Origin of the sequence: Winogradskyella sp. 3972H.M.0a.05 (genome assembly GCF_040493455.1) — a bacterium.
In the GTDB taxonomy this organism is placed as follows: domain Bacteria; phylum Bacteroidota; class Bacteroidia; order Flavobacteriales; family Flavobacteriaceae; genus Microcosmobacter.
This window is the reverse complement of sequence record NZ_JANFDA010000010.1, coordinates 24,702-50,550: the sequence shown is the minus strand read 5'-3', so window position 1 is coordinate 50,550 and position 25,849 is coordinate 24,702. Positions and strand designations below refer to the sequence as shown.

23 protein-coding genes are annotated in these 25,849 nt (G+C 36.4%); 13 read left to right on the top strand and 10 right to left on the bottom strand.

Annotation, left to right across the window (positions count from 1 at the left end):
- Positions 1-27: 27 nt before the first annotated feature.
- Both NCE97_RS15325 and NCE97_RS15320 read left to right on the top strand, forming a co-directional pair.
- Positions 28-2,529 carry a zinc-dependent metalloprotease gene (locus tag NCE97_RS15325; protein ID WP_353780186.1) on the top strand — a complete coding sequence of 834 codons (2,502 nt, stop codon included), beginning with the start codon at positions 28-30 and terminating at the stop codon, positions 2,527-2,529.
- Between the two features lie 72 nt (positions 2,530-2,601).
- The gene (locus NCE97_RS15320) at positions 2,602-3,120 is read left to right on the top strand and encodes a hypothetical protein (RefSeq protein WP_353780162.1); all 519 of its coding nucleotides are present in this window, start codon (positions 2,602-2,604) and stop codon (positions 3,118-3,120) included.
- Here the strand turns inward: NCE97_RS15320 and NCE97_RS15315 are convergent.
- The 4 genes from NCE97_RS15315 to yiaA all read right to left on the bottom strand — a co-directional run bounded on the left by NCE97_RS15315 (position 3,084) and on the right by yiaA (position 6,293).
- On the bottom strand, positions 3,084-3,908 hold the full coding sequence (locus NCE97_RS15315; protein ID WP_353780161.1) for an alpha/beta hydrolase: 825 nt from the start codon (positions 3,906-3,908) through the stop codon (positions 3,084-3,086). The two genes, NCE97_RS15320 and NCE97_RS15315, sit on opposite strands and share 37 nt — an antisense overlap.
- Positions 3,868-4,746, bottom strand: coding sequence for an alpha/beta hydrolase (locus tag NCE97_RS15310; RefSeq protein WP_353780160.1), 879 nt, complete (start codon positions 4,744-4,746; stop codon positions 3,868-3,870). Before NCE97_RS15310 ends, NCE97_RS15315 begins: the two co-directional genes overlap by 41 nt.
- A gap of 303 nt (positions 4,747-5,049) precedes the next feature.
- On the bottom strand, positions 5,050-5,682 hold the full coding sequence (locus tag NCE97_RS15305; RefSeq protein WP_353780159.1) for a CPBP family glutamic-type intramembrane protease: 633 nt from the start codon (positions 5,680-5,682) through the stop codon (positions 5,050-5,052).
- A 122-nt stretch (positions 5,683-5,804) separates the two neighbouring features.
- Complete coding sequence (gene yiaA, locus NCE97_RS15300) at positions 5,805-6,293, bottom strand: inner membrane protein YiaA (protein ID WP_353780158.1); 489 nt, start codon at positions 6,291-6,293, stop codon at positions 5,805-5,807.
- 150 nt (positions 6,294-6,443) lie between these two features.
- Here yiaA and NCE97_RS15295 point away from each other — a divergent pair, with 150 nt between their 5' ends.
- The 3 genes from NCE97_RS15295 (at position 6,444) to NCE97_RS15285 (ending at position 8,927) form a co-directional block, all read left to right on the top strand.
- On the top strand, positions 6,444-7,955 hold the full coding sequence (locus tag NCE97_RS15295; RefSeq protein ID WP_353780157.1) for a hypothetical protein: 1,512 nt from the start codon (positions 6,444-6,446) through the stop codon (positions 7,953-7,955).
- A gap of 105 nt (positions 7,956-8,060) precedes the next feature.
- The gene (locus NCE97_RS15290) at positions 8,061-8,498 is read left to right on the top strand and encodes a DUF4890 domain-containing protein (RefSeq protein ID WP_353780156.1); all 438 of its coding nucleotides are present in this window, start codon (positions 8,061-8,063) and stop codon (positions 8,496-8,498) included.
- Between the two features lie 111 nt (positions 8,499-8,609).
- Positions 8,610-8,927, top strand: a complete 318-nt coding sequence (locus tag NCE97_RS15285) for a hypothetical protein (RefSeq protein WP_353780155.1) — start codon at positions 8,610-8,612, stop codon at positions 8,925-8,927.
- A 32-nt stretch (positions 8,928-8,959) separates the two neighbouring features.
- Here NCE97_RS15285 and hemL read toward each other — a convergent pair whose 3' ends face one another.
- From hemL to NCE97_RS15270, 3 genes are read right to left on the bottom strand one after another with little or no spacing between them, the layout of a single operon-like run.
- Positions 8,960-10,246 carry a glutamate-1-semialdehyde 2,1-aminomutase gene (hemL, locus tag NCE97_RS15280; protein WP_353780154.1) on the bottom strand — a complete coding sequence of 429 codons (1,287 nt, stop codon included), beginning with the start codon at positions 10,244-10,246 and terminating at the stop codon, positions 8,960-8,962.
- Positions 10,247-11,053, bottom strand: a complete 807-nt coding sequence (locus tag NCE97_RS15275) for a glucosaminidase domain-containing protein (protein ID WP_353780153.1) — start codon at positions 11,051-11,053, stop codon at positions 10,247-10,249.
- Positions 11,046-11,939, bottom strand: coding sequence for a 1-aminocyclopropane-1-carboxylate deaminase/D-cysteine desulfhydrase (locus NCE97_RS15270; protein ID WP_353780152.1), 894 nt, complete (start codon positions 11,937-11,939; stop codon positions 11,046-11,048). Before NCE97_RS15270 ends, NCE97_RS15275 begins: the two co-directional genes overlap by 8 nt.
- A 147-nt stretch (positions 11,940-12,086) precedes the next feature.
- On the opposite strand from NCE97_RS15270, the gene NCE97_RS15265 reads away from it, so the two are divergent.
- Entirely contained in the window at positions 12,087-16,988 is a 4,902-nt protein-coding gene (locus NCE97_RS15265; protein WP_353780151.1) for a RemA C-terminal-like gliding motility protein, read from the top strand.
- 1 nt (position 16,989) lies between these two features.
- Here the strand turns inward: NCE97_RS15265 and NCE97_RS15260 are convergent, their stop codons facing one another.
- Positions 16,990-17,313, bottom strand: coding sequence for a hypothetical protein (locus NCE97_RS15260; protein WP_353780150.1), 324 nt, complete (start codon positions 17,311-17,313; stop codon positions 16,990-16,992).
- 49 nt (positions 17,314-17,362) lie between these two features.
- On the opposite strand from NCE97_RS15260, the gene NCE97_RS15255 reads away from it, so the two are divergent.
- The 7 genes from NCE97_RS15255 (at position 17,363) to NCE97_RS15225 (ending at position 23,512) form a co-directional block, all read left to right on the top strand.
- On the top strand, positions 17,363-17,530 hold the full coding sequence (locus tag NCE97_RS15255) for a C1orf53 family protein (RefSeq protein WP_353780149.1): 168 nt from the start codon (positions 17,363-17,365) through the stop codon (positions 17,528-17,530).
- Positions 17,531-17,544: 14 nt separating this feature from the next.
- Positions 17,545-19,539: a urocanate hydratase gene (hutU, locus tag NCE97_RS15250; protein ID WP_353780185.1), complete on the top strand. Its 1,995-nt coding sequence runs from the start codon at positions 17,545-17,547 to the stop codon at positions 19,537-19,539.
- 16 nt (positions 19,540-19,555) lie between these two features.
- On the top strand, positions 19,556-20,113 hold the full coding sequence (locus tag NCE97_RS15245; protein ID WP_353780148.1) for a DUF4136 domain-containing protein: 558 nt from the start codon (positions 19,556-19,558) through the stop codon (positions 20,111-20,113).
- 123 nt (positions 20,114-20,236) lie between these two features.
- Entirely contained in the window at positions 20,237-21,859 is a 1,623-nt protein-coding gene (locus tag NCE97_RS15240; protein WP_353780147.1) for a SulP family inorganic anion transporter, read from the top strand.
- A gap of 74 nt (positions 21,860-21,933) precedes the next feature.
- Positions 21,934-22,515, top strand: coding sequence for a TetR/AcrR family transcriptional regulator (locus NCE97_RS15235; RefSeq protein ID WP_353780146.1), 582 nt, complete (start codon positions 21,934-21,936; stop codon positions 22,513-22,515).
- A 48-nt stretch (positions 22,516-22,563) separates the two neighbouring features.
- Positions 22,564-23,151, top strand: a complete 588-nt coding sequence (locus tag NCE97_RS15230; protein ID WP_353780145.1) for an SRPBCC family protein — start codon at positions 22,564-22,566, stop codon at positions 23,149-23,151.
- 13 nt (positions 23,152-23,164) lie between these two features.
- Complete coding sequence (locus NCE97_RS15225; protein WP_353780144.1) at positions 23,165-23,512, top strand: hypothetical protein; 348 nt, start codon at positions 23,165-23,167, stop codon at positions 23,510-23,512.
- Positions 23,513-23,520: 8 nt separating this feature from the next.
- On the opposite strand, the gene NCE97_RS15220 is transcribed toward NCE97_RS15225, so the two are convergent.
- Together NCE97_RS15220 and NCE97_RS15215 are read right to left on the bottom strand one after the other, a co-directional pair.
- The gene (locus NCE97_RS15220) at positions 23,521-24,582 is read right to left on the bottom strand and encodes a bestrophin family protein (RefSeq protein ID WP_353780143.1); all 1,062 of its coding nucleotides are present in this window, start codon (positions 24,580-24,582) and stop codon (positions 23,521-23,523) included.
- Between the two features lie 13 nt (positions 24,583-24,595).
- Positions 24,596-25,699, bottom strand: a complete 1,104-nt coding sequence (locus tag NCE97_RS15215; RefSeq protein ID WP_353780142.1) for a bestrophin family protein — start codon at positions 25,697-25,699, stop codon at positions 24,596-24,598.
- Positions 25,700-25,849 lie beyond the last annotated feature (150 nt).

The window sequence follows — 25,849 nt, the reverse complement described above, 5'->3', positions numbered from 1 at the left end:
TTCACGGTCTAACTTTTGAAACCGACAATTTTGAAGACTACTAGTATTAAGCTACTTTTCGTGGCTTGCGCTTTTTTGGCATTCTCATGTTCTACAGCTAAAAAAGCCAACAAAAACAAAACTGCTGCAGCTACAGCAGCTAAAAAACCCGCTAAAAAACCAGGCAAGAATGACATTCAGTCTTATAGCAAAGTAATTACTAAAAACGCTAAAACGGACAAAGGGTTATTTGATGTCCATAAAATAGACGATAAGTATTACTACGAAATCCCAGATACACTTTTTGACCGTGAGATGCTTATGGTAACTCGTATAGCTAAGACTGCGAATGGTATCGGTTTTGGTGGCGGAAAGCAAAACACTCAGGTATTACGCTGGCAGAAAAAAGATAAAAAAGTAATACTAAGAGTTGTATCTCATCAAGTTTATGCAGCAGATTCTTTACCAGTTCACGAAGCTGTTGTAAACTCTAATTTTGAACCTGTTTTATTTACATTCCCAATTAAAGCATTCAGCAAAGATTCAATGAATACAGTTATTGAAGCTTCGCCTTTGTTCAATAAAGATGTAAAAGCACTTGGTTTACCACAATTTAGAAGAACTCAATATAGAGTTACAAGACTAGATGGTGAAAAGTCATTCATCGAGACTGTAAAGAGTTATCCTCAAAATATTGAGGCACGCCATGTAAAAACATACAATGCTGGGCGTCCGCCTTCAAATTCGAGTACAGGAACAATCTCTATTGAAATCAATAACTCAATGGTTCTACTTCCAAAAGAACCTATGAAACGTCGTTATTTCGACGAACGTGTTGGTTGGTTTGCCAGAGGTCAAGTCGATTATGGACAAGAAGATCAGCGTAGTAAAACCTTAACTTATCTAGATCGTTGGAGATTAGAAGTTAAAGATGAAGACATTGAAAAGTTCAAACGTGGAGAGCTTGTTGAACCAAAGAAACAAATTGTATACTATATAGATAGAGCTACACCTGAAAAATGGCGTAAATATATAAAGCAAGGTATTGAAGATTGGCAAGTTGCTTTTGAAGCTGCAGGTTTCAAAAATGCTATTATTGCTAAAGATCCACCTTCTGTTGAAGAAGATCCAGAATGGAGTCCGGAAGACGTACGTTATTCAGTGGTTCGCTACTTAGCATCTCCAATCCCGAATGCTAATGGCCCTCACGTTTCAGATCCAAGATCTGGTGAAATCTTAGAAAGTGATATCAACTGGTATCACAATGTTATGTCTCTATTAAGAGGTTGGTTCTTTGTGCAGACTGCGGCTATAAATCCAGAAGCCAGAAGTCCTGAGTTTAAGGACGAAGTTATGGGACGCTTAATTCGTTTTGTGTCTGCTCACGAAGTTGGCCATACTCTTGGGTTACCTCATAATATGGGAAGTAGTTGTGCTTATCCTGTAGAAAAACTGAGAGACGCAGCCTTTACTAAAGAATATGGTACAGCACCATCAATTATGGATTATGCACGTTTTAACTATGTTGCCCAACCTGGAGATGAAGGTGTTGCTTTAATGCCAAATATTGGTATCTATGACAAACATTCTATCCGTTGGGGATATAGACCTATATTAGAAGCAGCTACTGCTGAAGATGAAAAGCCTATACTTAACAAATGGATCACAGATCATGCAGATGATCCAATGTACAGATTCGGACATCAACAAGCTGGTGACGTTGTTGATCCTAGCTCACAAACTGAAGACCTTGGTGATGATGCTATCTTAGCTAGTGATTATGGTATTAAAAACCTAAAGCGTATTGTACCAAACTTAATTGAATGGACTACAGAAGCTGGTGAAGATTATGACGATCTTGGAGATATGTATGGTCATGTTGTGTCTCAATTCAATCGTTACATGGGACACGTTTCAAACAACATTGGTGGTGTTTATGAGCATTATAAAACAGCTGACCAGGAAGGTGCTGTGTATACACACGTTCCTAAAGAACATCAAAAGAATTGTTTAGAGTTTGTTATCGACAACCTTTTTGAAACTCCAGATTGGTTGATCGATGAAAACATCTTCAACCGTATCCAATTTGCAGGATCAGTTGAGCGTGTACGTAGTACTCAGGCAAGAACTCTGAATAATATTCTTAGCCTTAGTAAAATGGCTCGTATGATTGAAAATGAAACCATGAATGGCAATGATGCTTACAAGCTACTAGACATGATGCGTGATCTTAGAAATGGCGTATGGACTGAATTACGTTCTGGAAGAACTATAGATACTTACAGACGTAACTTACAACGTGCGCACATAGATCGTTTGGCTTACTTAATGACAGCTCCAAACCAATCTGGCAGAAGCCCTAGTCCTTATGTAAAAAGAACCGCGTTGAACACTAGCCAGTCTGATGTAAGAGCTGTGGTTAGAGCAGAACTAAACACGCTTCAGAGAAATGCTAGAGCAGCTATTGGAAGAACAAGTGATCAGATGAGTAAAGTGCATTTGAGAGATATTGTAGAACGTATCGACGCTATTCTTAATCCTAATGGATAAAAATAGATTCTCATAAATGATTAAAAAGGCTTCAAGAAAACTTGAAGCCTTTTTTGTTTACTTTTGGTTTCCATGAGAGACCTCAACGAGAAAGCATTATACTTTTGTCATACCCACCCAAATCTATTCTTGCAAAAACACTGTGCAGGGTGTGGAAGAGGCATGTGTCATACATGCATTCATCATGACGAAAGATTGTGCCCAAGTTGTAATAAAGAATTATATAGATCGAGTTCCCATTACGAAAACAAGAATAGAGTCATCAGAGCTTTAGGTTTTGCTGTTATTGTCTCCTTGGCTGTCCCAGCATATTATCTGTATTATCAGTATTCAATGGATAATAATGAATTTGCAGCAAATTACTTTCTCGTGTTTTTAATTGGATTTTCTTTGGCTGGCATGCACTATATGATGCAAGACACAACATTTATTCAAGATATAAGAAGTATTCCTTTCATCGGATTCAAACTCGGGATAATAGTGCTAATATTACTCATAGTTTCAGGTGTCCCGATATTTTTCTTATTGTATAAAATCGCAATACTAGTAAAACATCATTGGTTTAATAAATCTTCTAAACCTTCGCGATAAATTTCAAAATCAACAAGATTATTATGCTCACCGCCTTCAATAGTAATAAAATTGATATCCTTACTCGAAGCATCCTTTAGTTTTTTACCTGAATTGTATGGCACTACATAATCTTCTGTACCATGAAAAATAGTTATAGGGCAATCTACTTCTTCGAGATATTTATAGGTAGGGATTTTATACTTTAAAAGTGCTTTTACTGGAAATATTGGAAATCTATATTTAGCCACATCAGCAATACTGTAATATGGTGTCTCCAAGATTAACTGACTACACGCATTCTTGGACGCTAGATGTGAAGCGACTCCTGTACCCAATGACCTTCCAAAAATGATAATATCTTCTACGTTAAACAGATTTGCCGCATAATCATAACACAATTGTGCGTCTTCGTACAATGCCTTTTCACTTAGCTTTCCTGTGCTTTTACCATAGGTGCGATAATCCATTACCAAGACATCATAATTAAAGTCTACGAATTGCTCGGTGATTTTTCCCCATCTTGAGAGATCTCCTGCATTTCCATGAAAATAAATAATAATACCCTTTGGGTTTTCAGCTTTAAAATGAATTGCATTGATAACGGCTCCATCTGTAGTATTAAAGTTCAGTTCTTCGAAACTATGATCGAATTCGAACTGATACTGCTGCTCTAAAACCGTTGGTCTAAAGAGTATAGTTTCCTGTATGAAATATAGTGCTGCTCCAAACATAACATAAATTGCGACTAATGAAAGAATTACCTTTTTAAGCCTGTTTTTTGGTTTTCTTTGAGGTGTGAATGACATTAATACTAGTCGTTGAAAGGTCTATTTCCTTATGTTTAGAATTCAAAATATCGTCCAACATCTTATGGTACGATTCAAAATTGTTAAGGTCTTTGTGCCCTCCACCAATGACAGTGTGGAGTTTGGTTAGTTTTGGGTTTATCTGAGATAGTTTTACACTGGTCTTATAAGGAATCAACTTATCATGTGTTCCATGAATAATATGAATTGGACATTGCACATATCGCAACCATTTGTATGTCGGCAAAGGATATTTTATCAACACAGATAATGGCATAAATGGCATATATCTCGCAGTAACTTTAGTGAGACTATAATAAGGTGCATCTAGGATTAACAACTTCGGCTGATTGATCGAAGCTAATTTAGCTGCAAAACCAGATCCCAAAGAACGACCATACACAATAATACGATCTTCGGTGGTTTGCTCTTTTAGTTTGTTATATACCTCTTGAAGGTCTCGCTTAATTGCTTTTTGAGAACGTCTACCTGTACTCTTACCAAATCCTCTATAATCGACCATAACTACATTATAGCCATGCCTTGTAAAATCTACCGCAAATTTCCCCCAACCTTTAATACTTTTTGAATTCCCTTTGAGATATAAAACCACGCCTTTACTTTCTCCTTTTGGGAAGAAACGTAATCCATTGATTATGGCACCATCTCTGGTTTCTAAGTTATACTCTTTTGTTTGCTGATTATCATAGTTGAACTGAAAATCCTTCGGAAGTTTTTCCGGCTTGAACAACATATAATCCTGCAAGTAATACAAGGCTACACTAATAGCAATGTATATTCCGAGAATTAATAGTAATGTGGATAACCAGTAAGGCATAATTTAGAAATGATTTTACAAGATAATTAAATTTACTTATATGGGAATAGCACGAAGTTCATTAGAATCGTGATGAAAAACATTATATAAAAAGCTCTATCCTTAATTCTCTGATTCGTTTTCTCTTGATAAAATCCGTGATAAATAATAAAGAAAATTGCTCCTAAAAGAATTAAAAATGGTATAGTAATTACTATTATTAAACTCCCTCCAAAACCAGCAACTGGAAGAATTTCTAACAGCACAAATGTTAAAAACCCTGAAAGCAGAAGTAGTATACATCTTAGCATATCTGATTTCATATTAAAAATACTTTAAAAAGATATCCGCAAAGGGATCTTGATTTATAACTAAATAATAAAAGAAAGCCCCCAACCATCCATGAAACAACCCAAGCACATATAAGTTCTGTTTTTTAAGATAAATCCATGTATAGAAGAGTGCTAACACAAACGTCCCAGCCATTAACCATACCGAAGGAAAATGAACAACCGAAAAGAGAACTGCAGTTAGGATTAAGATCAAGGGTTTTGATACATTGAAAGCTCTAAGATTTCCTGCAACTAAAGCGATAATTAAAAACTGCTGTATTGTTCCCCAAATAGGATAGCTTATGAGTATTGGCAAAATATGCCAAGTGGTATTAATGCTACCTCTAGCTAAACCTACAATAACAAAGATTACAAGAGATACGATTGCAAAAGGCAATACTAGTTTAAGTACCGAATTGAAATTGTCTGTTCTAAATCCCCAGGCTTTGAGTACTTCTGGATTTCTTCTACTGGTCCAGATTATATAGCCTCCCCAAAACAATATGGCTGCTATAACGAAAGGTAATCGCCAGTTGAGATAATCCATGAATAAGAACTTACCCAAAGCTGTAAGTGTCACAGCAATTAGCTCGAAAGTTCTTAAAGTCTTCGTTTGAGATGTCATATCGATTGTTTTTTTAAAACCTCACAGGCACTAACCAGACCTGTGAGGTTTCAGGTTAACCCAATCATCAAACAAAATAAATCGTGGTAGGGCTGTATTTTGATTTATTTCTTAAGAAATGATTAGTCCGATGATTTTTCTTTTGCAGTTTTATCGATATAAGCAACATCTCTAGTATTCTTTTGCACTGCAATTGCTGCAAAAAGACTTAATGTAAACGACATCCCATAGAATCCTTTTTCACTGAGTAGTAAGTCTGCATTCCAAAGTCCGATGACTAATAATACTATAGCCGCAATGGTTGTAAACCAACTGATACCATAATACATTTCTGTAACTTGTATATCCTCTAGCTTGTCTCTCACTGCCTTCTGAACAGAGATTACAGAAAAGAGTCCAAATAAGAGAATGGTAAAATAGTATCCTTTTTCATTGAGTTCCATATCAGAGTTCCATAATCCAACACAATAAGATATCATACCAATAAACAATGCAGTCCATGAGGCTCCAATAAATGCTGGTGTTGGTTTCTGATCAAAACCATTTTTTTCTTTCTTTTTAGCTTTTACGTTTTGGTCTTCTTTCAAAGACACTGTTGTTTGATAATTCATAACATTTGCTTTAATGATTATGACACAAAGGTTAGCCTTAACGAAAAAACATTCATATCAAATTTTAACAAAAACTGACGATATATTTTAGCTCACATAAAGATTTTATACTATTTTTAAAGTATTAATAGAATAAATAGTGATGATTAAATGACGAGTTTAAATGATATAATCAAGGCTCTTTCTGTTGACGAGCAACAGCGTTTCATTACTTATTTAGAGAAAAAGAACAAGCGACACGATTCCAAAAACATTCAGCTTTTTAAGCTTTTAGCTAAGCAAGAACAGCCCTCTGAAGTCATATATAAGAGTCTCTATAAAAGCGGAAATAAAAACGCCTATCATGCTTTGCGAAAACGGCTCTTATCGAGTCTCATCGACTTTATTGCTAACATCAACTTAGAGGAAGAGAATTCTACTGATATGCATATCATAAAGTACATCTTAGCCTCTAGAACATTTTTAATGCACAAACAATATGGTACAGCTTATAAACTTCTAGATAAGGCTGAAAAGTTATCGTTAGAGCATCAACTCTTTCCACTTCTCAATGAAATTTACCATACAAAGATTCAGTATGCCTATACATTACCAGAATTAGATCTTGATGATTTAGTTTCTAAATTCAACATTAACCAAAAACATCTTTACACCGAGGAACAACTCAATATTGTCTATGCTAAAATCCGCAGAACCCTAGCCAGGATTAAGTATAAAGGAGAGGTCATTAACTTCCAGAAGTTACTAAACAAAACTTTGGAAGAGCATCAAATAAGCATGCACGATTCCATGTCCTTTAAATCCTTGTACCAATTAATGACTATAGCGAGTATATCTGCGCTAATCTCTAAGGACTATCTAGAAATTGAACCTTTTGTCATCAATACGTACCAATCGCTTATTGACCATAAACAAAAAAGTAAGCAATTGTATTATCACCTTCATGTCTTGTACATGATTTCAAATACTTTATTCAGAAATAAAAAATTTGAAACATCTTTAGAGTATTTAAACTTGATGAAACAAGAAATGGTTCAAAATCGAAAAAAATATTTTAATCATTTCAAGCTTAAGTACGATCTTTTATTTGCTTTGAATTTAAACTATTCCAATCAACAACAAGACGCAATCTCTTATCTTGAAGCAGTAATTTCAAAAAAACATCAAGATTTAGAAGCACTTTTGGATATTCACTTGAGCCTAATCACATTTTATTTTCAAAACAATCAATACAAAGAGGCTTATAAATTATTTTCCAAGTTTTACCATACCGATAAATGGTATATTGAAAAAGCAGGTAAAGAGTGGACCATTAAGAAAAGCCTTATTGAAATACTATTACATCTTGAATTAGGTAACATTGATCTTTTTGAATCTCGCTTAAGAAGCTTTAGGAGGTCTTACAGTACATATCTAAAAAGTATTGGTCAAAAACGAGTACTCACGTATCTCAATTTAATAGAAATCTATTATCGAAATCCTGAATCGGTTACATCTGAAGCTTTTATTGAGAAGGTTGAACTTTCTTTTGACTGGATAGAAGCCAAACGCGAAGACATTTTTGTAATGAGCTTCTATGCTTGGTTAAAAAGTAAAATGGAGAAAAGGCATCTATACGATACTACTTTGCACTTGGTACAGCAGCACAGATTGTTAAACTAATTATAAAAACACATCTGCTTTTAAACCATTTGGAGGTAGGATTGTCTTAAACCCAAACATAATTAATCTTATTCCCCAAAAGGAATTACTTAAAACATCATTCAAATGAAAAAATTAATCATTATTGCTATAGCTTTTGTATCACTACAAGCCATAGCTCAAGACCGTCAAAAAGGAAGCAGAGAGGTAAGAAAGGAACGTATTCAAGATTTGACTCCAGAAGAACTCGCTCAATTAAAAACTAAGAAAATGACACTTCATCTAGATCTTGATGAAAGACAACAAAACAAAATCTATGATTTGGTTTTAGAGCAAGTTAAAGTTCGTAAGGCCAAGTTAGAATCGAGAAAGGGTGAAGATAAAAAAGAGCTAACAAAAGAAGAGCGCCTAGAACTTGCTAACGAAAAGCTAGATGCTCAAATCGCTTTCAAAAAGCAAATGAAATCCGTATTATCTGACGAGCAATACGAAAAATTTGAAAAAAGTTTTTCTAGAACTAACAAACGTAAAATGAAGAGTTCTAGGAAAAAACAAAAGCATTAATAACGTTAATCTTTAAAAAGTGTTTGTTTATCGATGAACACTTTTTTTATATTATAATTTTAAAAAAATCCTTACTTTAGACGTTCCAATTATTCTTTTAAACTAAAAATCATGAAAAAAATACTAGCGCTATGTGTTTTTGTACTAGGGTTGGCTTTTACCACTCAAGTATCTGCACAAACTACTGAAATTGAAAAAAAGGCACACATAAAAACTGAGGAGCTGAGAAGAACGGTTAAATTTAATGATGAGCAAAAGGCTCAGGTATATGAAGTTCTTCAGAAATATTATAATTACCTAAACAGACCAAACGCAAACGAAAGTGATTTTGAGATGAGAAAACAAAAAATCACTGCTTTTGTAGATGAGAAACTCAAAGCTGTTCTAAACGAAGATCAATTTGCAAAATTCAAGCAAGTAAAATTATAAAAGAAAAGCGGTTTAAAAACCGCTTTTTTTATTTACAATGACTTTGCCACCTTCCTTACTGCTTCAATCGTAAAGTCTAAATCCTCATACGTAAGCGCATCACAAAGAAACCAGGTTTCAAAAGCACTTGGTGCTATATACACACCCTCTTTTAACATGCCGTGAAAGAATGCTTTAAACGTATCGTTATTTCCAGTAGCTGCTGTTTCAAAATCTTCAATTTTCTTTTCTGAAAAATGCACCGAAATCATTGAACCAAGTCTATTAATGGTATGAGTAATGCCTTGAGTATTTAACACCTCAGAAATTCCTTCGTGGAGATATGCCGTCTTCTCCTCTAATCGTTTAAACACACCAGCATCTTCATTTAATGTATTCAGCATGGCGTACCCAGCAGCCATAGCTAACGGGTTCCCACTCAGAGTTCCAGCTTGATATACTGGACCTAATGGCGCCAAATGACTCATAATGTCATTATTTGCGGCAAAAGCACCTACTGGCAAACCGCCTCCTATAACTTTTCCGAAGCATACAATATCTGCCTTCACATTAAACAATTCTTGCGCGCCTCCTTTTGCTAAACGAAAGCCTGTCATCACTTCATCGAAAATCAACAAAATATTATTCGCGTCACATAACACTCGTAGCTCTTGTAGAAAATTATCTTTTGGCGGAATACAACCCATATTCCCTGCCACTGGCTCGAGAATGATGCATGCAATTTCTCCTTTATTAGCCTCAATCAGTGCTTCCACGTTGTTAATGTCATTATACCTTGCCAATAAGGTATCTTTAGCTGTGCCTTGCGTAACTCCAGGGCTGTTAGGAGTTCCAAATGTAACTGCTCCACTCCCAGCCTGAATTAAAAACGCATCACTATGACCATGGTAGCAGCCAGCAAACTTTATAATCTTATCTTTCTTGGTATAACCTCTAGCCAAACGCACTGCACTCATACAAGCCTCAGTACCCGAATTGACAAAACGAATCTTATCAATGTTTGGCACCATAGAAACTGCCAGTTTAGCTATGTGAGTTTCTAACTCAGTTGGCATTCCGAATGAAGTTCCTGCCTTTGCCTTATCAACTACTGCATCTACAACAGGCTCAAAAGCATGTCCTAATATCATAGGACCCCAAGAATTAATATAGTCTATAAAACGGTTTTCATCTTCATCGTAAACATAAGCGCCTTTTGCACTTTTGGCAAAAATTGGAGTTCCGCCTACAGCCTTAAATGCTCTTACTGGAGAATTGACACCTCCAGGAATGTATTGCTCTGCTTCTTTGAACAAAGCACTGCTTCTCTTATAAATCATCTATTTTTTAATTATTAGAACTTGACCTAAAGCAATGGCAGTTCCAGAAAGATTATTGAGTTGTTGTATGGATTCTATAGTGACACCATATCGTTTCGAAATTGAATACAAAGTATCTCCTTTAATGACTTTGTGCGACACCTCAGTTGGAATTTCTTCTGAAGGAATCTCAGACTTTCCGAGAACCGCTTCATCATATTTGTACAGTTCGTATCGTTCTATAAGGCTTATTAGTTTTTGAGGATATTTTCTATCCGTAGCATAACCAGCTGCTCTTAGTCCTTTAGCCCAAGCCTTGTAATCATTTTTTTTTAGTTTGAATAAGTTTGAATAACGCTTACGAGACGTCAAAAACTTAGAGTGATCTTCGTATGAAGTCTTTGGATCCTTGTATTTCCTAAAACATTCTTGCCGCTTGTCATCATCATGATAAATCTTTTTCCCTTTCCAACCATGACATTTAATCCCAAAATGATTATTAGCCTCTCTTGCCAAACGTCCTCTTCCAGAACCAGATTCCAAAATACCTTGTGCTAAAGTAATACTAGCAGGAATCTTATACCTTCTCATTTCTTCTTGAGCAATGTCGCTAAAGCGTTCAATATATTCTGTAGTAGAATTTGCAGGTTTAACAACTTTTGGCGTCTCCGTTTTAGTCTCAATGACTTTTGGTTCTTCCTTTGTTGTTTTAGTAGTTTGTTCAACTTTAGTATCCTTCTTTTTTGTAACAATACCTTTTTTGGATTTGCAACTTACAACTAGCAATCCAAAACAAACTATGGTAATAATTAGTTTTATTTTATTCATTGATCAATGGTAATCCTTTCTGTTGTAAAACAATATTCATGCCTTTTATGCCTTGCAATCCTCCTGTATGTATCACAAGAATCTTAGATGTTTTAGGGAAATAACCACGCTTCATAAGGTCAAAAATCCCATACATCATTTTCCCAGTATAAATGGGATCAAGCATAATCTTATACTCAGTCCTAAATTCATTAATGAACGAAACTAATTCAGAATTTATTTTGGCATAACCTCCAAAATGATAATCCATTATTAATTCCCAATTGGACTTCACTGCAAATTTACTGATATCTTCACTTAAAAAACTACCTTTTAACGCAGGAAAACCCAGAATTTTTTGGTGTGGTTTAGAACTATTAATAATTCCCGAAATGGTGCCTCCTGTGCCTACTGCACAACAGATAAAATCGAATTGGTCATCGTCTTCAGCAAGTATTTCTTCGCAACCTTTTACTGCGAGATTATTAGTTCCACCTTCAGGGATAAGATAAAAATTTCCAAATTCCTCTTCTAGAGCATTAATAAAAATAGCCTCAGACTTTAATCTATAGTCACTTCGTGATACAAACTTTAAGGTCATGCCACATGCTTTTGCAAAAGAAAGTGTAGGGTTTTTAGCTATTTTATTTTGAAGTTCTTCTCCCCTCACAACACCAATTGTTCTGAACCCAAATTCATTTCCTGCCGCAGCTACAGCGGCAATATGATTTGAAAAAGCACCTCCAAATGTTAATAATGAATTATCACCTTTTTTTGAAGCTTCTTCGAGATTGTATTTCAGCTTTCGATATTTATTTCCTGAAATGTGTGGATGAATTAAATCTTCACGCTTTATAAAAAGCTTATTATCAATCAATTGATTATGCACATCTTTACTTATCAACATTTGAACGAAAAATATTAACTTTTTAACGTTTTTACCACCATATTCATAACATTTTATTAACTTGAAGAATAATGACCCCTACTCTAATCATTTTCAACTACTTATGTAGTATTAATATTACAGTATTAATGCTTAAAGAGTTGGAATATGATAAAAAAATTACCCCGCCATTCTAAGGCATATTATCGTAATAATGTTATCCAAAAGATGTTTCTTTTGGTTCTCCTTTGCTTATCTGTTCATTCCCTTAACGCTCAAATCGATTCTGAAGATTTTGAAGGTGGATGGGGAATCTGGAATGATGGTGGTGGTGACTGTAGAAGAGCCAATAATCTGGAACCAAACTTAAACTTTGCGATAGAGCTTCGAGACAATTCTGGAGCAGCGTCATCAATGACTACAGATAATATTAACCTTACGGGTTACTCTGATGTAACTATCTCATTCAATTACCATGGAGCAAGCATGGAGAATAATGAGGACTTCTTCGTAAGGTTTTCAAACAATGGAGGCACAAACTGGACTACGATTGGCACTTATGTTGTCAACGTAGATTTTACAAATGGCGTTGATGATAGTGCCTCAATCAATATTGATACAGCTACCTACAATTTTACCGCTAACTCTCAATTTAGAATTCAATGCGATGCTAGTGGTAATGGAGATTTAATATATATCGATGATGTTGTTTTAACAGGTACTCCAATTGCTGGACCTGCAAATGACGATTGTGCTAATGCTATTACCTTGCCTGTTAATAACTCTTGTGTTTTCTCTACTTATACTAACCAAGGCGCTACAGATAGTGGAGTTGCTGACCCTGGTTGTGCGAACTATTCTGGTGGTGATGTTTGGTTTACAGTTACAGTTCCTGCAACTGGACAAGTAGATATAGATACGGATGATTCTGGTGTAATAACCGACAGTGGTATGGCTGTATATTCTGGCACCTGTGGAGCACTAACATTGATTGAATGTGACGATGATGGCAGCCCTACTGGGTTTTTGATGTCTTACATTTCGGTTACTGGAAGAACACCCGGAGAGACTTTGTATATACGAGTTTGGGAATATGGCAACGATAATAATGGCACATTCGATATCTGTGTTTCTACGCCTCCAGCCTGTACTGCTCCAGATGCACCTACCAATTTAGTTTTTGGCACACCTGGCAGCAATACTATAGATGGCAGTTTTACAGCTTCTGCTCCTGCCGCTGCTGATAATTATTTGGTCTTAGTAAGCACTTCAAATGTACAACCAACCGTAACCGATGGGACTACTTATAACATTGGCGATACGTTTGGAGCTTATACTGTCGTTGACAATGACGCTAATACAACATTTACAGCAACGGGATTGAACGCCAGCACGCAATATTATTTCTACATCTTTGGATTTAATGATAATGGTTGTGCAGGTGGTCCAACCTATAGCACCACATCACTTAACGGAACTGAAACAACTGATGTTCCAACTATATGTATACCAAACTCAACTGTTACATCCAATTATATAGACGATTTTGCAACCTTAAATGGTACGACAAACATCACCAATAATAACACTGGGTTCTCCGCTGGAGGATATGGCGATTTCACTGCTCAAAGTGTTACTCAAGTAGCAGGTTCTAGCATAGATATTACTGCAAACCTTACTTATGGATTTGGTGGTATGGGAGTTGGTGCTTGGGTAGATTGGAATAATGATTTAGACTTTAATGATCCAGGCGAAACGATCTATCTCTCTAATGCTTACATTACTACTGTAAACTTCAATTATATTATTCCAGGAGCTACTCCTGCTGGATCTTACAGACTTAGAATCTTAGCTGATTATTGGGAAACTACGGTTGACCCTTGTTCATTTGATCCCTTTGGTCCTTCAGGTGAAGCAGAAGATTACACATTAGTGGTAACACCTCTAACATGTACAGATGATCCTATTAATGTCAGTGCGACTACTACGTCATTAACAACAGCAACGCTAAGTTGGACAGATCCTGTGCCAGCACCTGCTAATGGTTATGAGTACATTGTATCTCTTGACAATTCAACGTCAACTCCTGGAGATGATATTACAGGAACTACAACTGGTAATACGGTTAATTTAACTGGTTTAACATCTGGAACCACATATTATGTTTTTGTAAGAAGTGATTGTGGCGGTGGCGACTATGGTATATGGCTCACAACAATATTTGATACCTGTGCTGTGATTTCAAATACACCCAACTCCTGTGAGATGATAATCAGCGAACAAGGTTCAGATCCATTTGCGATTACGCCATTTGATTCTGATCCAAGTTTCACTTTAGATTGTGCAGGTGGTTCCGTGACTTTGGAAACATTTGCTCAGATGAATGAAACGACTAGTTATTCAGTTGAAAAAATTCCATATCAACTAATTCCTCCTATTGGTCTTGGTATAAATAATGAATCCATTCCAAGTGATGATGTTTGGGCTGCTTTGCCAGCAGATATAGAATTCCCATTCTGTTTTTATGACAATGAATACGATTACACCTTAGTAGGTGCTAATGGTATGATTACATTTGATATCGATTACGCACCATTTGGTCTTACTGGATCCAATACTCCTGGAAGTTCTTGTGGATGGCAATTTAGCAACGACCTCCCAAGTACAGTAGGTGCCCTATTTGAACAAACCATATATGGCGTATACCACGATGTCGATCCATTTGGAGAACCTGCTGATGCAATTACTACCAGAGTTCAAGGTGCAGTTGGTTGTAGAAAGTTTATTGCGGAATGGAATGACATCCCGATGTTTGGAGATGCAACCCGAGAGTATAGTGGTATGATTGTTCTGTACGAAACCACTAATATTATTGAAGTATATATTGAAGAAAAAGTAATAGAAAACGGAGATGTTTCCCCTTGGAATGATGGTAATGCCATAGTCGGAGTTCAAGGAGACATTACACCGCTAGCGCCAAATAATGAATATACTGTTGCGCCATGTAGAAATGGATTGGACACCAATTGGGAAACCACTAACGAAGCATGGCGATTTACACCAAGTGGTAATTCTAGGCTTACAACTGTAGAATGGTACAACGGCACTGATACAAGTGGCTCTCCAGACCATACAGGAAACACATATAATGTTAGTGCAGGCGGAACTTATACTGCAGTATCAACCTATACAACTTGTAGTGGTGGAACAGTAACCCTTTCAGATGAAGTTGTAGTTGTGGATAACAGAAAAGTATGGTTAGGAGGCGATACTACTGTAGGTGGCAATATAGATCCTGTAGACTGGATGAATCCTGAAAACTGGACAAACAATACAATTCCTAATGCTACAGATTGCGTTATTATCCCTGTAACTGGTAATGATCCTATTTTATACAATGGCGATGACGGTGATGGCTTAAATATGGCAATCTACGGTAATGCTGTTTTAACAGTAGAAACAGGAGCATCAGTTACCATCCAAGATTATATAAACCTTCAAAGTACCTCTGAAATTTATTTAGAGAATAGTGCTAGTTTGGTACAAGTTGTAGATGGTGCCGCAAACGTCAATAATAATTTTGGTACCGGAATTATAAGAATGGACAGGGAAACCAATGTAAGAAACACTGATTATGTGTATTGGTCTTCTCCAGCTTCTGGGTTTGGTGTTACAAATGTTTATGGTGCCAACACGCCTACTGCATATATTTATGAGTGGACAACAACAATTCCAAATGGGTTTACACCTCCACCAGACAATATTCCTATTTGTTATGGGGATTGGAGCGCATTTGGTGGTACAATGGCCAATGGTAAAGGTTATATCGTAAGAGCACCTAATGGTCATCCTGCTGGACCTTCAATTGCAACGGCTACATTTACTGGTTTACCAAATAATGGTGTTATCACGCAAGCCATTACGAGTGGAAACAATAACATTTCGAACAACAATTTCACGTATAACCCTTACGGTGTAGACGTATTAACAGTTACACCATTTGATGATAACTGGAACTTAATTGGTAACCCTTATCCTTCTGGATTAGATGCTGATAAATTCTTAACAGACAATACCATTATTGAAGGTGCTGTTCATATCTGGACCCATGGCAGTGCACTAGGAACGTACACAGATTCATTCTATGATGATTTCGCTCTCAATTACAATCAGAATGACTATATAACTTATAACCTTACTGGGATTTCAAATCCTAACCCAACATTCAATGGATATGTAGGCGCTGGTCAAGGGTTCTTTGTACTCGCTTTAAATGACAATGAAACTGGTAGTGTGACCTTCAACAATACCATGCGTAGTAAAGATCATGATAATTCAGACTTCTTTAGAACAAGTAGTGATTCTGCTTCATCTCAAAGAAACGACAATACCGAGAAGCATCGAATCTGGCTAAACTTAATTTCCGAAGATCAATTAGCATCAAGTATTCTTGTAGGCTATATTGAAGGCGCTACTTATGAAAAGGACAGGCTCTACGACGCCTATACCTTTGAAACCAATGTGATGAGTTTATATTCTAAGATTGAAGATGAACGAATGATTATTCAAGGTAGACAATTACCTTTCGATGTAAATGATCAAGTTCCACTAGGTATAGACATTCTAGAAGATGGAAATTACACCATTGCAATTAGCGATGTAGATGGTTTGTTTGAAGGTGAAGATGGCCAGAATATTTATCTTGAAGACACCTATACAGGATTTATTCATGACCTTCGCATCAATCCTTATACATTCAATATAGAAGCAGGTATTTACGAAGATAGATTCATATTAAGATATACAGATGATACACTAAGCGTCAATCAGTTTGAAAACGATTCAGACTTAATTATCTACGTAGAAGACAATCTCATTAAGGTGAAGTCTGAGCGCAACTTGATTGAGTCTGTGGTTATTTATGACGTCTTAGGAAGAAGGCTTATTAGTGTTGACAATGTGAATGATCTCAATAAAGTATTTTACAACTTAAGACCAAGTGATGGCGTCCTATTTGTAAAGGCAAGACTTACAGATGGAAGAGAAAAAACCAAAAAGGTTATCTACTAAATTATAGATGCTTTAAGAACGCCCAAAACGATCTTGATTTCAAATAATCAAGGTCGTTTTCGTTTTTATACGCCTCTCTTTCGAAAGAAATATTGCGGTAAGCGATAGACCAATCTTTGTATTGAATTAGCCTTAGAGCAAACTCCAAAAAGTAGAACAGATAAAATGGTAAGATCAACAGCTCTAGCTGTTGTCTTAAATGAATCTTTTCATGATTGATTAAAGTAGCATCACTAATCAAGTACTTTTCCTTCAGAAATACAAAAGGAAATAATGCAATCCCAGTATACCCTTTGGGTACAATATATTTTGAAATAATAACCATTATAGTATTCCTTTCAAATTTCACACCAAATTAAATTATCTTTGTGTATATGAAAAAAATTGTCCCAATTGAAGAAGGCGATTATTACCTAACCCCTGAGGGCTACCGTTGTTTTACAGAACAATATCACCTTAAGCGAGGCTATTGTTGTGAGAGTGGTTGTAGACATTGCCCTTATGGATACAATAAAAAAACCAACACCATTAAAAAACGCTAATGCAAGACGTAACAATAACATTTCAGGAGCAAATTTTAGAAGGTATTCCTGATAGTTTACCGCAACCAAAGGCATATGACTTAGAAATTAATCATGCTCCAAAACGTAAGGATATCCTAACCAATGAAGAAAAAAAATTAGCCTTACAAAATGCGTTACGTTATTTCGACAAGAAACATCACGAAGAATTACTTCCCGAGTTTAAAGATGAATTAGATACTTATGGACGCATTTATATGTACCGTCTTAGACCAGACTATAAAATGTATGCCAGACCAATCGACGAGTATCCTGCTAAATCCAAGCAAGCAGCAGCAATTATGCTGATGATACAAAACAACTTGGATTATGCAGTTGCCCAACATCCTCATGAGTTAATTACTTATGGAGGCAATGGAGGTGTGTTCTCTAATTGGGCGCAGTATCGTTTAGCTATGCAGTACTTAGCCGAAATGACAGATGAGCAAACTTTGGTAATGTATTCTGGTCATCCTCTTGGCTTGTTTCCTTCTCACAAAGATGCACCTAGAGTTGTGGTAACTAATGGCATGATGATTCCTAACTATTCGCAACCTGATGATTGGGAAAAATTCAATGCGCTAGGCGTTACACAATATGGGCAAATGACAGCAGGGAGTTACATGTATATTGGCCCTCAAGGTATTGTTCATGGCACCACAATTACTGTATTAAATGGATTCAGAAAAATAGGAAAATCACCCGAAGGTCATCTATTTGTAACATCAGGATTAGGTGGTATGTCTGGAGCACAACCAAAAGCAGGAAACATTGCAGGTTGTGTAACCGTCTGTGCCGAAGTAAACCCAAAGATTACTCAGATAAGATTAGACCAAGGCTGGATTAACGAAAAGATTACCGATCTGGATGAACTTGTAGTAAGAGTCAATAGAGCTTTAGCTGAAAAAGAAACCGTTTCTATTGCATACTTAGGCAATATTGTTGAAGTATGGGAAAAGTTTGATGAAGCCAATGTCCAAATTGATTTGGGGAGTGATCAAACCTCTCTGCACAATCCTTGGGCTGGTGGTTATTATCCTGTTGGATTATCGTTTGAAAATGCCAATGAGATGATGGCTAATAATCCTGAATTATTTAAGGAAAAAGTTCAGGAAAGCTTAAGACGACATGCAAAAGCTATTAATAAGCATACCGAAAAAGGCACCTATTTCTTTGACTATGGAAATGCTTTCTTACTTGAAGCATCGAGAGCTGGTGCAGATGTTATGTCTGAAAGTCCATCGTTAGGAAGAGAATTTAAGTATCCAAGTTATGTCCAAGATATAATGGGTCCAATGTGTTTCGATTATGGATTTGGGCCATTCCGTTGGGTATGTTGCTCAGGGAAACCTGAAGATTTAGCAAAAACAGATGCTATCGCTTGTGAAGTCTTAGAAACCATAATGAAAAATTCACCTGAAGAAATTCAGCAGCAAATGGCTGATAACATTCAGTGGATTAAAGGTGCTCAAGAAAATAAACTTGTTGTTGGCTCTCAAGCCAGAATTTTATACGCAGATGCCGAAGGCAGAATGAAAATTGCCAAGGCATTCAACGATGCCATAGAACGTGGAGACATAGGCTATGTGGTCCTTGGTCGCGACCATCATGATGTCTCTGGAACCGATTCGCCATATCGTGAAACCTCAAATATTTATGATGGATCTCGCTTCACTGCAGACATGGCTATTCACAACGTTATTGGTGATAGTTTTAGAGGTGCAACCTGGGTCAGTATCCATAATGGAGGTGGCGTTGGATGGGGAGAAGTGATAAATGGAGGATTCGGCATGGTTCTTGATGGTAGTAAAGAAGCCGAAAGGCGTTTAAAATCAATGCTTTTTTGGGATGTAAACAACGGAATTGCAAGAAGAAATTGGGCAAGAAATGAAGGTGCAGTCTTTGCCATTAAGAGAGCGATGGAGGTAGAACCAAATCTAAAAGTTACAATCCCTAACAGTGTTGACAATAATCTTTTGAACTCAATATAACTCAAATACATTGCATATGAAAAAGATGATACAAAAACTGACCTTACTGCTACTAGTGGTTGCAGTGAGTTCTTGTAGCTCTGTAAGAGTTGCTTCAGACTATGACAAGGATGCTGCATTTGGAAACTACAAAACCTTTGCATTCTACAAAACCGGTATTGATAAAGCCGAGATTAGTGATTTGGATAAACGAAGAATCTTAAGAGCTATTGAAAATGAAATGTTCGCCTTAGGATTTACCAAATCTCAAAACCCAGATTTACTAGTAAGCATATTCACCAAGTCTAACCAGCAAGTCAATGTTTGGAATAACAATTGGGGCTGGGGTGGTTTCTGGCCTGGTTGGGGCTGGGGCGGCTGGGGCTGGGGAGGCTGGGGCTGGAATCAGCCGACAGTTTCTACCAAAACCGAAGGCAAACTCTTTATTGATTTAATAGACGCCAATAAAAAAGAATTGGTGTGGCAAGGAATAGGCACAGGATATCTTGTGACAAAAAATGTTGAAAAGAAGGAAGAGCGTATTAGAGAGTTTGTAACTAAGATCATGGAAAAATATCCTCCAGAAGTGGAGTAATAATTATATTTTTAAGTGGGGAAAAAGCATCAACAGTTGTTGATGCTTTTTTATTTGATAATATCTCAGAAACACACTTCTCAACTAAAACCGTATCTTTGCCGACTTTTAGATCGCATAGATATGACCTTAAGACAGAAGACCATTAAAAACTTCACGCAAAACCCAAAGAATGATATTCTTTCTGGGTTAACCGTGGCTTTAGCATTAGTACCCGAAGCCGTTGCATTTGCATTCGTTGCTGGTGTCGATCCTTTAGTAGGACTTTACGGAGCCTTCATGATGGGAATTGTCACTGCGCTTTTTGGCGGTAGACCAGGAATGATTTCTGGTGCAACTGGAGCCATGGCTGTGGTGATGGTGCACTTAATTCAGAAAGGAAATGAAGTCGGATTAGGCTTAGAGACACCTATTGAAAACCTTGGACTCCAATGGCTCTTCATTACGCTACTTTTTGTCGGAGGTATACAAATACTTGCTGGTATTCTTAAACTCGGAAAGTTTGTCCGCCTTATCCCTCATCCAGTAATGATGGGGTTTGTTAATGGATTGGCTATAGTTATATTTCTATCACAATTAGGCTTGTTCAAAGAACGAGTAGGTGATGAATTACAGTACATGTCTGGTACTACATTATGGGTCATGCTTGGATTAGTAGGTCTAACTATGGCTATAATGTTTGGGCTACCAAAGCTTACCAAGAAAATCCCTGCAGCATTGACCGCAATTATTGTTGTCGCTGCTATTACCATCTTCGGAAAATTAGATGTTAGTACAGTTGGTTCTTTTATTGCAGATGGTGGTGGTTCTGGACTAAAAGGTAGTTTACCAACATTCCAAGATCAAATATTTGGTCTGTTTGGAACAATCGCTGGTCATTGGGATGTAATCCTGCCTACAGCATTCATTTTAGCTACCATTGGATTGATTGAGTCTCTTATGACCTTGACACTCGTTGATGAACTTACAGAAACCAGAGGAAGTGGTAATAGAGAATGTGTTGCTCAAGGAGGTGCCAATATTTTGAATGGCCTTTTTGGTGGTATGGGAGGTTGTGCCATGATTGGGCAATCGATTATTAATGTAAACTCTGGTGGTCGCGGTCGCTTATCTGGTACTGTTGCAGCTGTGGCATTACTTTGCTTTGTATTATTTGGAGCACCATTGATAGAACAAATCCCTATTGCTGCTTTAGTTGGCGTTATGTTTATGGTAGTCATCGGTACATTTGCATGGAGTAGTTTTAGGATTCTTCATAAAATTCCTCTAGCTGATGCTTTTGTGTTGATTGCAGTGTCTGCTATCACAGTATGGCAAGACTTGGCTATCGCTGTAATCGCTGGTGTAATTATGTCTGCTCTAGTATTCGCCTGGAAAAATGCTACTATGATTAGAGCAAGAAAACGCATTAAAGATGATGGTACTAAGGTTTATGAAATTTGGGGACCTCTCTTTTTTGGATCTATTCAGAACTTTAATTCAAAGTTCGATGTGAAAAATGATCCTGATACTGTAGAAATAGATTTTATTGAATCTAAAATCAGTGACCACTCAGGTATAGAAGCACTTCGAAATATTGCCAACAAATACATTAATGCTGGTAAAACTGTTAAATTAACACATCTTAGTCCAGATTGTAAAGCCTTATTACTTAAAGCGAATCCAAGATTTAACGAAGTTATAGAGACTTCTGTAGACGATCCAAGATACTACGTGGTAACAAGTCAAATGGACAGTGAAGTATAATTTCTAAATCATAAATTTTTCTAAAAAAGGAAAAAATATTTGCAAATATGACGACTGGTCATTAAGTTTGTTACATGAAACGACGAATAGATAGACAAGATATACTTAATACTGGTTTAGAGATAATGTTCTCTAAAGGCTATAGTGCCACAGGTATTAAAGAGATAACCGATAGTATATCTATTCCTAAAGGATCGTTTTACAATCATTTTGATAGTAAGGAATCGTTTGGTTTAGAAATGGTAGAACGTTATTGCGATAACGGAATAGAATTTCATAAAACCAATTTATTAGATTCTGAACTTTCTCCTCTCAACAGGCTTAAAACTCACTATTCTAAAATGATTGACTTCTCTTTGGGTGTTCAAAAGTGCAAGAATGGTTGTATAATGAGCAATTTTTCCCAAGAGCTAGGTGATGTAAATGAAAGCTTCAGAGTGTTGTTAGATTCAAAATTTTTGGAAATAGAATCTATCATCGCTCAATGTATAGAGCAAGGTCAAGATATAGGCGAAATAAATACAGAGATTGATAGCAAGGCTACAGCAGCTTTCATACTGAATAGTTGGCATGGAGCGCTAATGCGTATGAAAGCTTCTGCTAGCATAAAGCCTTTGAACGATTTCTTCAACTTAGTATTCAATAACATCTTATAATTTTTTTTAATCTAAATATGACGAACGGTCATCATAAATTTTAATACTATGAAACAAACACTCAAAATTTCAAGTTCAATTTTAATCTTCCTCCTCAGCTTTAATGTTTTTGCTCAGAAGAAGGTTCAGAAAATTTCAATGTCTTATACCATCAATGCTCCTGCTTCAAAAGTATGGGAAGTTGTTGGTGATGATTATGCTAATATCTACAAATCGCACCCAAAGGTTATTACTTCAAACTTTATAAATAATAGCACCAGTGCACAATTCGGTTCCGAAAGAGTATGCAACTTCAATGATAAAGGAAGTAAATATATAAAGGAAAGAATCACTGAATACGACTCCGAAAACTATTCGTGTAAAATAGATGTCTATGAAGTAAAAGGTTTTCCTATTAATTCTGAATACACGTATGCCATACAGAGAGTAATTCCTATAGATGATAATACTTCGACTTTTGAAATGGAGTTTCACTATCGTACAAAGCCTGGGCTTCTTGGTGGATTTGCAAAAGGATCTTTTAAGAAAGGCCTTTTACAGTATGCTATGGCTGTAGAGCATTATATATTGACAGGAGAAGAGGTAACAAAAGATAATTTCAAAGCTATCTGGAAAGCTAATAAACATAAATCTTAATTGAGAAATCATCATGGAAACGCAACAATTAAAAAAACCAATCCCTCTAAGAATTATATTTATTCTGAATGGAATTCTAATGTTCTTGCCCTTCTTGTTCTACTATATCGTAACAGTTAAAGGCAAAGACTTTGGTATAGAACCAATGTGGATGATTTATACAGGAATCGGTTATATTTTATCTTTTGGTATTATCGTATATAGCATTTTGAGTAAAAAATATTTGCTCTTTAGATTAGCATTTATACTAACTATTTTAATCTCTATACCAACTCAGGCATATATAGGAATAGTAGTCGCGATTGCATCCTTAGTATTGTCCTTCAACAGTAAAATTGAAAAATACTTCTTGATAAGTTAGAGATATATTTACATCTGAACATTTTTCGCTTCAGGGAATTGCTCAGGTATGATATTCTTATCTTCATCTAACATTTGGCGTAAGTCTATTTCTATCCCCCTTGAGATGGTAGAAATAGGCACGTCATTTGGCATCCCTTCAAATGGGTTCTCTCCCACTCTAGCCATACGTTCCATAATGTGGAATGCCCACGACACAATAGCACAAAATGGCACACCCAACCAAATAAAATACTTTGCTATCCTTGGAAAATTATCTAGTAATTCTGCTCCTATTTCAGCAAACTCTGGAATAATCCCAAATGGTAATAACACTACAAAGGTTCGTGTGAGATAATAAGCCAAACTTGCATATTGTCTTGGATAAGGAAAGTTCTTGATACGCTCCGTTTTACCTTGATGCGTAAACAGTTCTTCGAGCACATTTTCTAACTCTAGAAAGGCAAATTCCCAGATCAGTCCTTTTTCTTTTAACTCTCTAATATGTTTAGATTGCAGATACAAAATAGCGGTTTGCTTATTGCCTTTACTCAGTACATAATCTTCTTCCTCTCTAGATAAATACAACATCAAATTATCTTCCAGAGTCGATATCTCTTCTGGTGTATGAATCGCTTTAGCCCACTCTCTATTGGTCATAGCCTTATGCTGCGCTTCCCAAGATTTACGCTGTCTCATAGCATAACGCAAGGCAGTCATCCAGGCAACATGTCTATAAATAAGAACTCTTTTATGTTCTTTCAGTTCTTCTTCTGAAATCTGAACCTTGGCATGTTCCATGGTCACCATATCCTGAATTTTCATTCCCCAGGTTCTGGATGTGTTTACAATGGCTCCCCAAATTTTTCGTGCTTCCCATATACGTCCATAAGCAGAGTTGTTTTGAAACCCAACCATAAAGGCTACTGCTGTACCAATAAGTGCTACTGGTGTCCATGGCACATTGAGAAAGGTAAATCCTAAGACTTCATATAAAACAGTAATGATTCCAGCATAAAGTAGGTAAATAAGACTTTCCCATCGCGACCATAAGGCCATCTCTAATACAGAATATCGTTTTTTGGTTAGCATGCTTTAAAGAAAATTACATTACAATATCGTTCTTCCATGTGTATGGTTCAGGAATATCTGTATCGTCAATCAATTGACGAATATCGATTTCTATACCTCTACTCAAATCCGTTATTGGCACATCGTTTGGACCACCTTCAAATGGATTTTCAGTATTCTCTCCAATGGCTTCCATGGTATGAAATACCCAAGCTAATAAAGCACTAAAAGGAATAGAAAACCACACAAAATGTCTGGCAATGAACTCTTGAATCATATGTCCCCAAGATGTTCTCGATTGGTGCGCAGCTAGATCTTCCATGATGTGTTTCCCAATTGCTTCAAATCCTTCCATAATTCCGAAAGGCAACATCAAAATGAACAGCCATACAAATATGTAGTTGAGTGTTGCAAACTGTCTAGGATATGGGAAGTTTTTGATACGCTCACTTTTCCCTTGAAGCGTATAAAACTCAACTAGCATGTTCTCCATCTCCATGTGTCGGAAATCTTCGATATAACCTTGCTGTTTTAATTCTCGTAAACGTCTCGACTGAATCCCTAAGATTTGAGATGCTTGATTTCCCTTAGCAAAAAGCTCATCATACTCTTCATCTGAAATATAATCTTTAATAACCTCTTCAATAGGAATAGTATCTTCACAAACCAAAAATTGAGATTCCCTAAATTCTCTGTTAGAGCGTGTTGCTTTAAGATGCATTTCCCAAGGTTTATCCGCTCTAAGCTGATAGCGTAATGCCGTTAACCAAGCCACATGACGATGCACCAACTCTCTATGAATCTTGTGTAGATCTGATTCGGATAATTTCTCATTTGCATGATCATTAGTAATAAAATCCTTGACCATTATCGTCCAAGATCGTGAGGAATTTACAATACCTCCCCAAATCTTGCGCGCTTCCCATAAACGATCATAGGATGCATTGTTTTTGAAACTTACAATAAAGGCTACTGCTGTACCTAAGACACCTAAAGGAAGCCAAGGCACATGCAACCATTTTAGACCTACAACATCAAATAATATTACAGGAATTGCTGATAATGCGAGAAATAAATAAATGTTGCGACGTGTCCATTTTATGACACCTCTCACGGGGAAAATCCGTCTTGTATACATATTGAGCTATTAGATGTCTAAATTTAGAGAAGTTTAGACAAAACTCCAACTTTATGTCTAAGCGTTAGTTCGAATGCGTTCACTGAGCGGCGTCGAAGTGAAACCAAGAATTTTTCCAGTAAAAAATCTCTTGCGATTAGACTACTTCTC

What these genes read in the sequence shown, in the direction of transcription:
- NCE97_RS15270 (WP_353780152.1), bottom strand. Translation starts at nt 11,939, where the DNA reads ATGTTGATAAGTAAAGATGTGCATAATCAATTGATTGATAATAAGCTT.
- NCE97_RS15285 (WP_353780155.1), top strand. Translation starts at nt 8,610, where the DNA reads ATGAAAAAAATACTAGCGCTATGTGTTTTTGTACTAGGGTTGGCTTTT.
- NCE97_RS15215 (WP_353780142.1), bottom strand. Translation starts at nt 25,699, where the DNA reads ATGTATACAAGACGGATTTTCCCCGTGAGAGGTGTCATAAAATGGACA.
- NCE97_RS15305 (WP_353780159.1), bottom strand. Translation starts at nt 5,682, where the DNA reads ATGACATCTCAAACGAAGACTTTAAGAACTTTCGAGCTAATTGCTGTG.
- NCE97_RS15320 (WP_353780162.1), top strand. Translation starts at nt 2,602, where the DNA reads ATGAGAGACCTCAACGAGAAAGCATTATACTTTTGTCATACCCACCCA.
- yiaA (WP_353780158.1), bottom strand. Translation starts at nt 6,293, where the DNA reads ATGAATTATCAAACAACAGTGTCTTTGAAAGAAGACCAAAACGTAAAA.
- NCE97_RS15290 (WP_353780156.1), top strand. Translation starts at nt 8,061, where the DNA reads ATGAAAAAATTAATCATTATTGCTATAGCTTTTGTATCACTACAAGCC.
- NCE97_RS15265 (WP_353780151.1), top strand. Translation starts at nt 12,087, where the DNA reads ATGATAAAAAAATTACCCCGCCATTCTAAGGCATATTATCGTAATAAT.
- NCE97_RS15275 (WP_353780153.1), bottom strand. Translation starts at nt 11,053, where the DNA reads ATGAATAAAATAAAACTAATTATTACCATAGTTTGTTTTGGATTGCTA.
- NCE97_RS15245 (WP_353780148.1), top strand. Translation starts at nt 19,556, where the DNA reads ATGAAAAAGATGATACAAAAACTGACCTTACTGCTACTAGTGGTTGCA.
- NCE97_RS15315 (WP_353780161.1), bottom strand. Translation starts at nt 3,908, where the DNA reads ATGTCATTCACACCTCAAAGAAAACCAAAAAACAGGCTTAAAAAGGTA.
- NCE97_RS15255 (WP_353780149.1), top strand. Translation starts at nt 17,363, where the DNA reads ATGAAAAAAATTGTCCCAATTGAAGAAGGCGATTATTACCTAACCCCT.
- NCE97_RS15235 (WP_353780146.1), top strand. Translation starts at nt 21,934, where the DNA reads ATGAAACGACGAATAGATAGACAAGATATACTTAATACTGGTTTAGAG.
- NCE97_RS15260 (WP_353780150.1), bottom strand. Translation starts at nt 17,313, where the DNA reads ATGGTTATTATTTCAAAATATATTGTACCCAAAGGGTATACTGGGATT.
- hemL (WP_353780154.1), bottom strand. Translation starts at nt 10,246, where the DNA reads ATGATTTATAAGAGAAGCAGTGCTTTGTTCAAAGAAGCAGAGCAATAC.
- NCE97_RS15225 (WP_353780144.1), top strand. Translation starts at nt 23,165, where the DNA reads ATGGAAACGCAACAATTAAAAAAACCAATCCCTCTAAGAATTATATTT.
- NCE97_RS15240 (WP_353780147.1), top strand. Translation starts at nt 20,237, where the DNA reads ATGACCTTAAGACAGAAGACCATTAAAAACTTCACGCAAAACCCAAAG.
- NCE97_RS15295 (WP_353780157.1), top strand. Translation starts at nt 6,444, where the DNA reads ATGACGAGTTTAAATGATATAATCAAGGCTCTTTCTGTTGACGAGCAA.
- NCE97_RS15310 (WP_353780160.1), bottom strand. Translation starts at nt 4,746, where the DNA reads ATGCCTTACTGGTTATCCACATTACTATTAATTCTCGGAATATACATT.
- NCE97_RS15230 (WP_353780145.1), top strand. Translation starts at nt 22,564, where the DNA reads ATGAAACAAACACTCAAAATTTCAAGTTCAATTTTAATCTTCCTCCTC.
- NCE97_RS15220 (WP_353780143.1), bottom strand. Translation starts at nt 24,582, where the DNA reads ATGCTAACCAAAAAACGATATTCTGTATTAGAGATGGCCTTATGGTCG.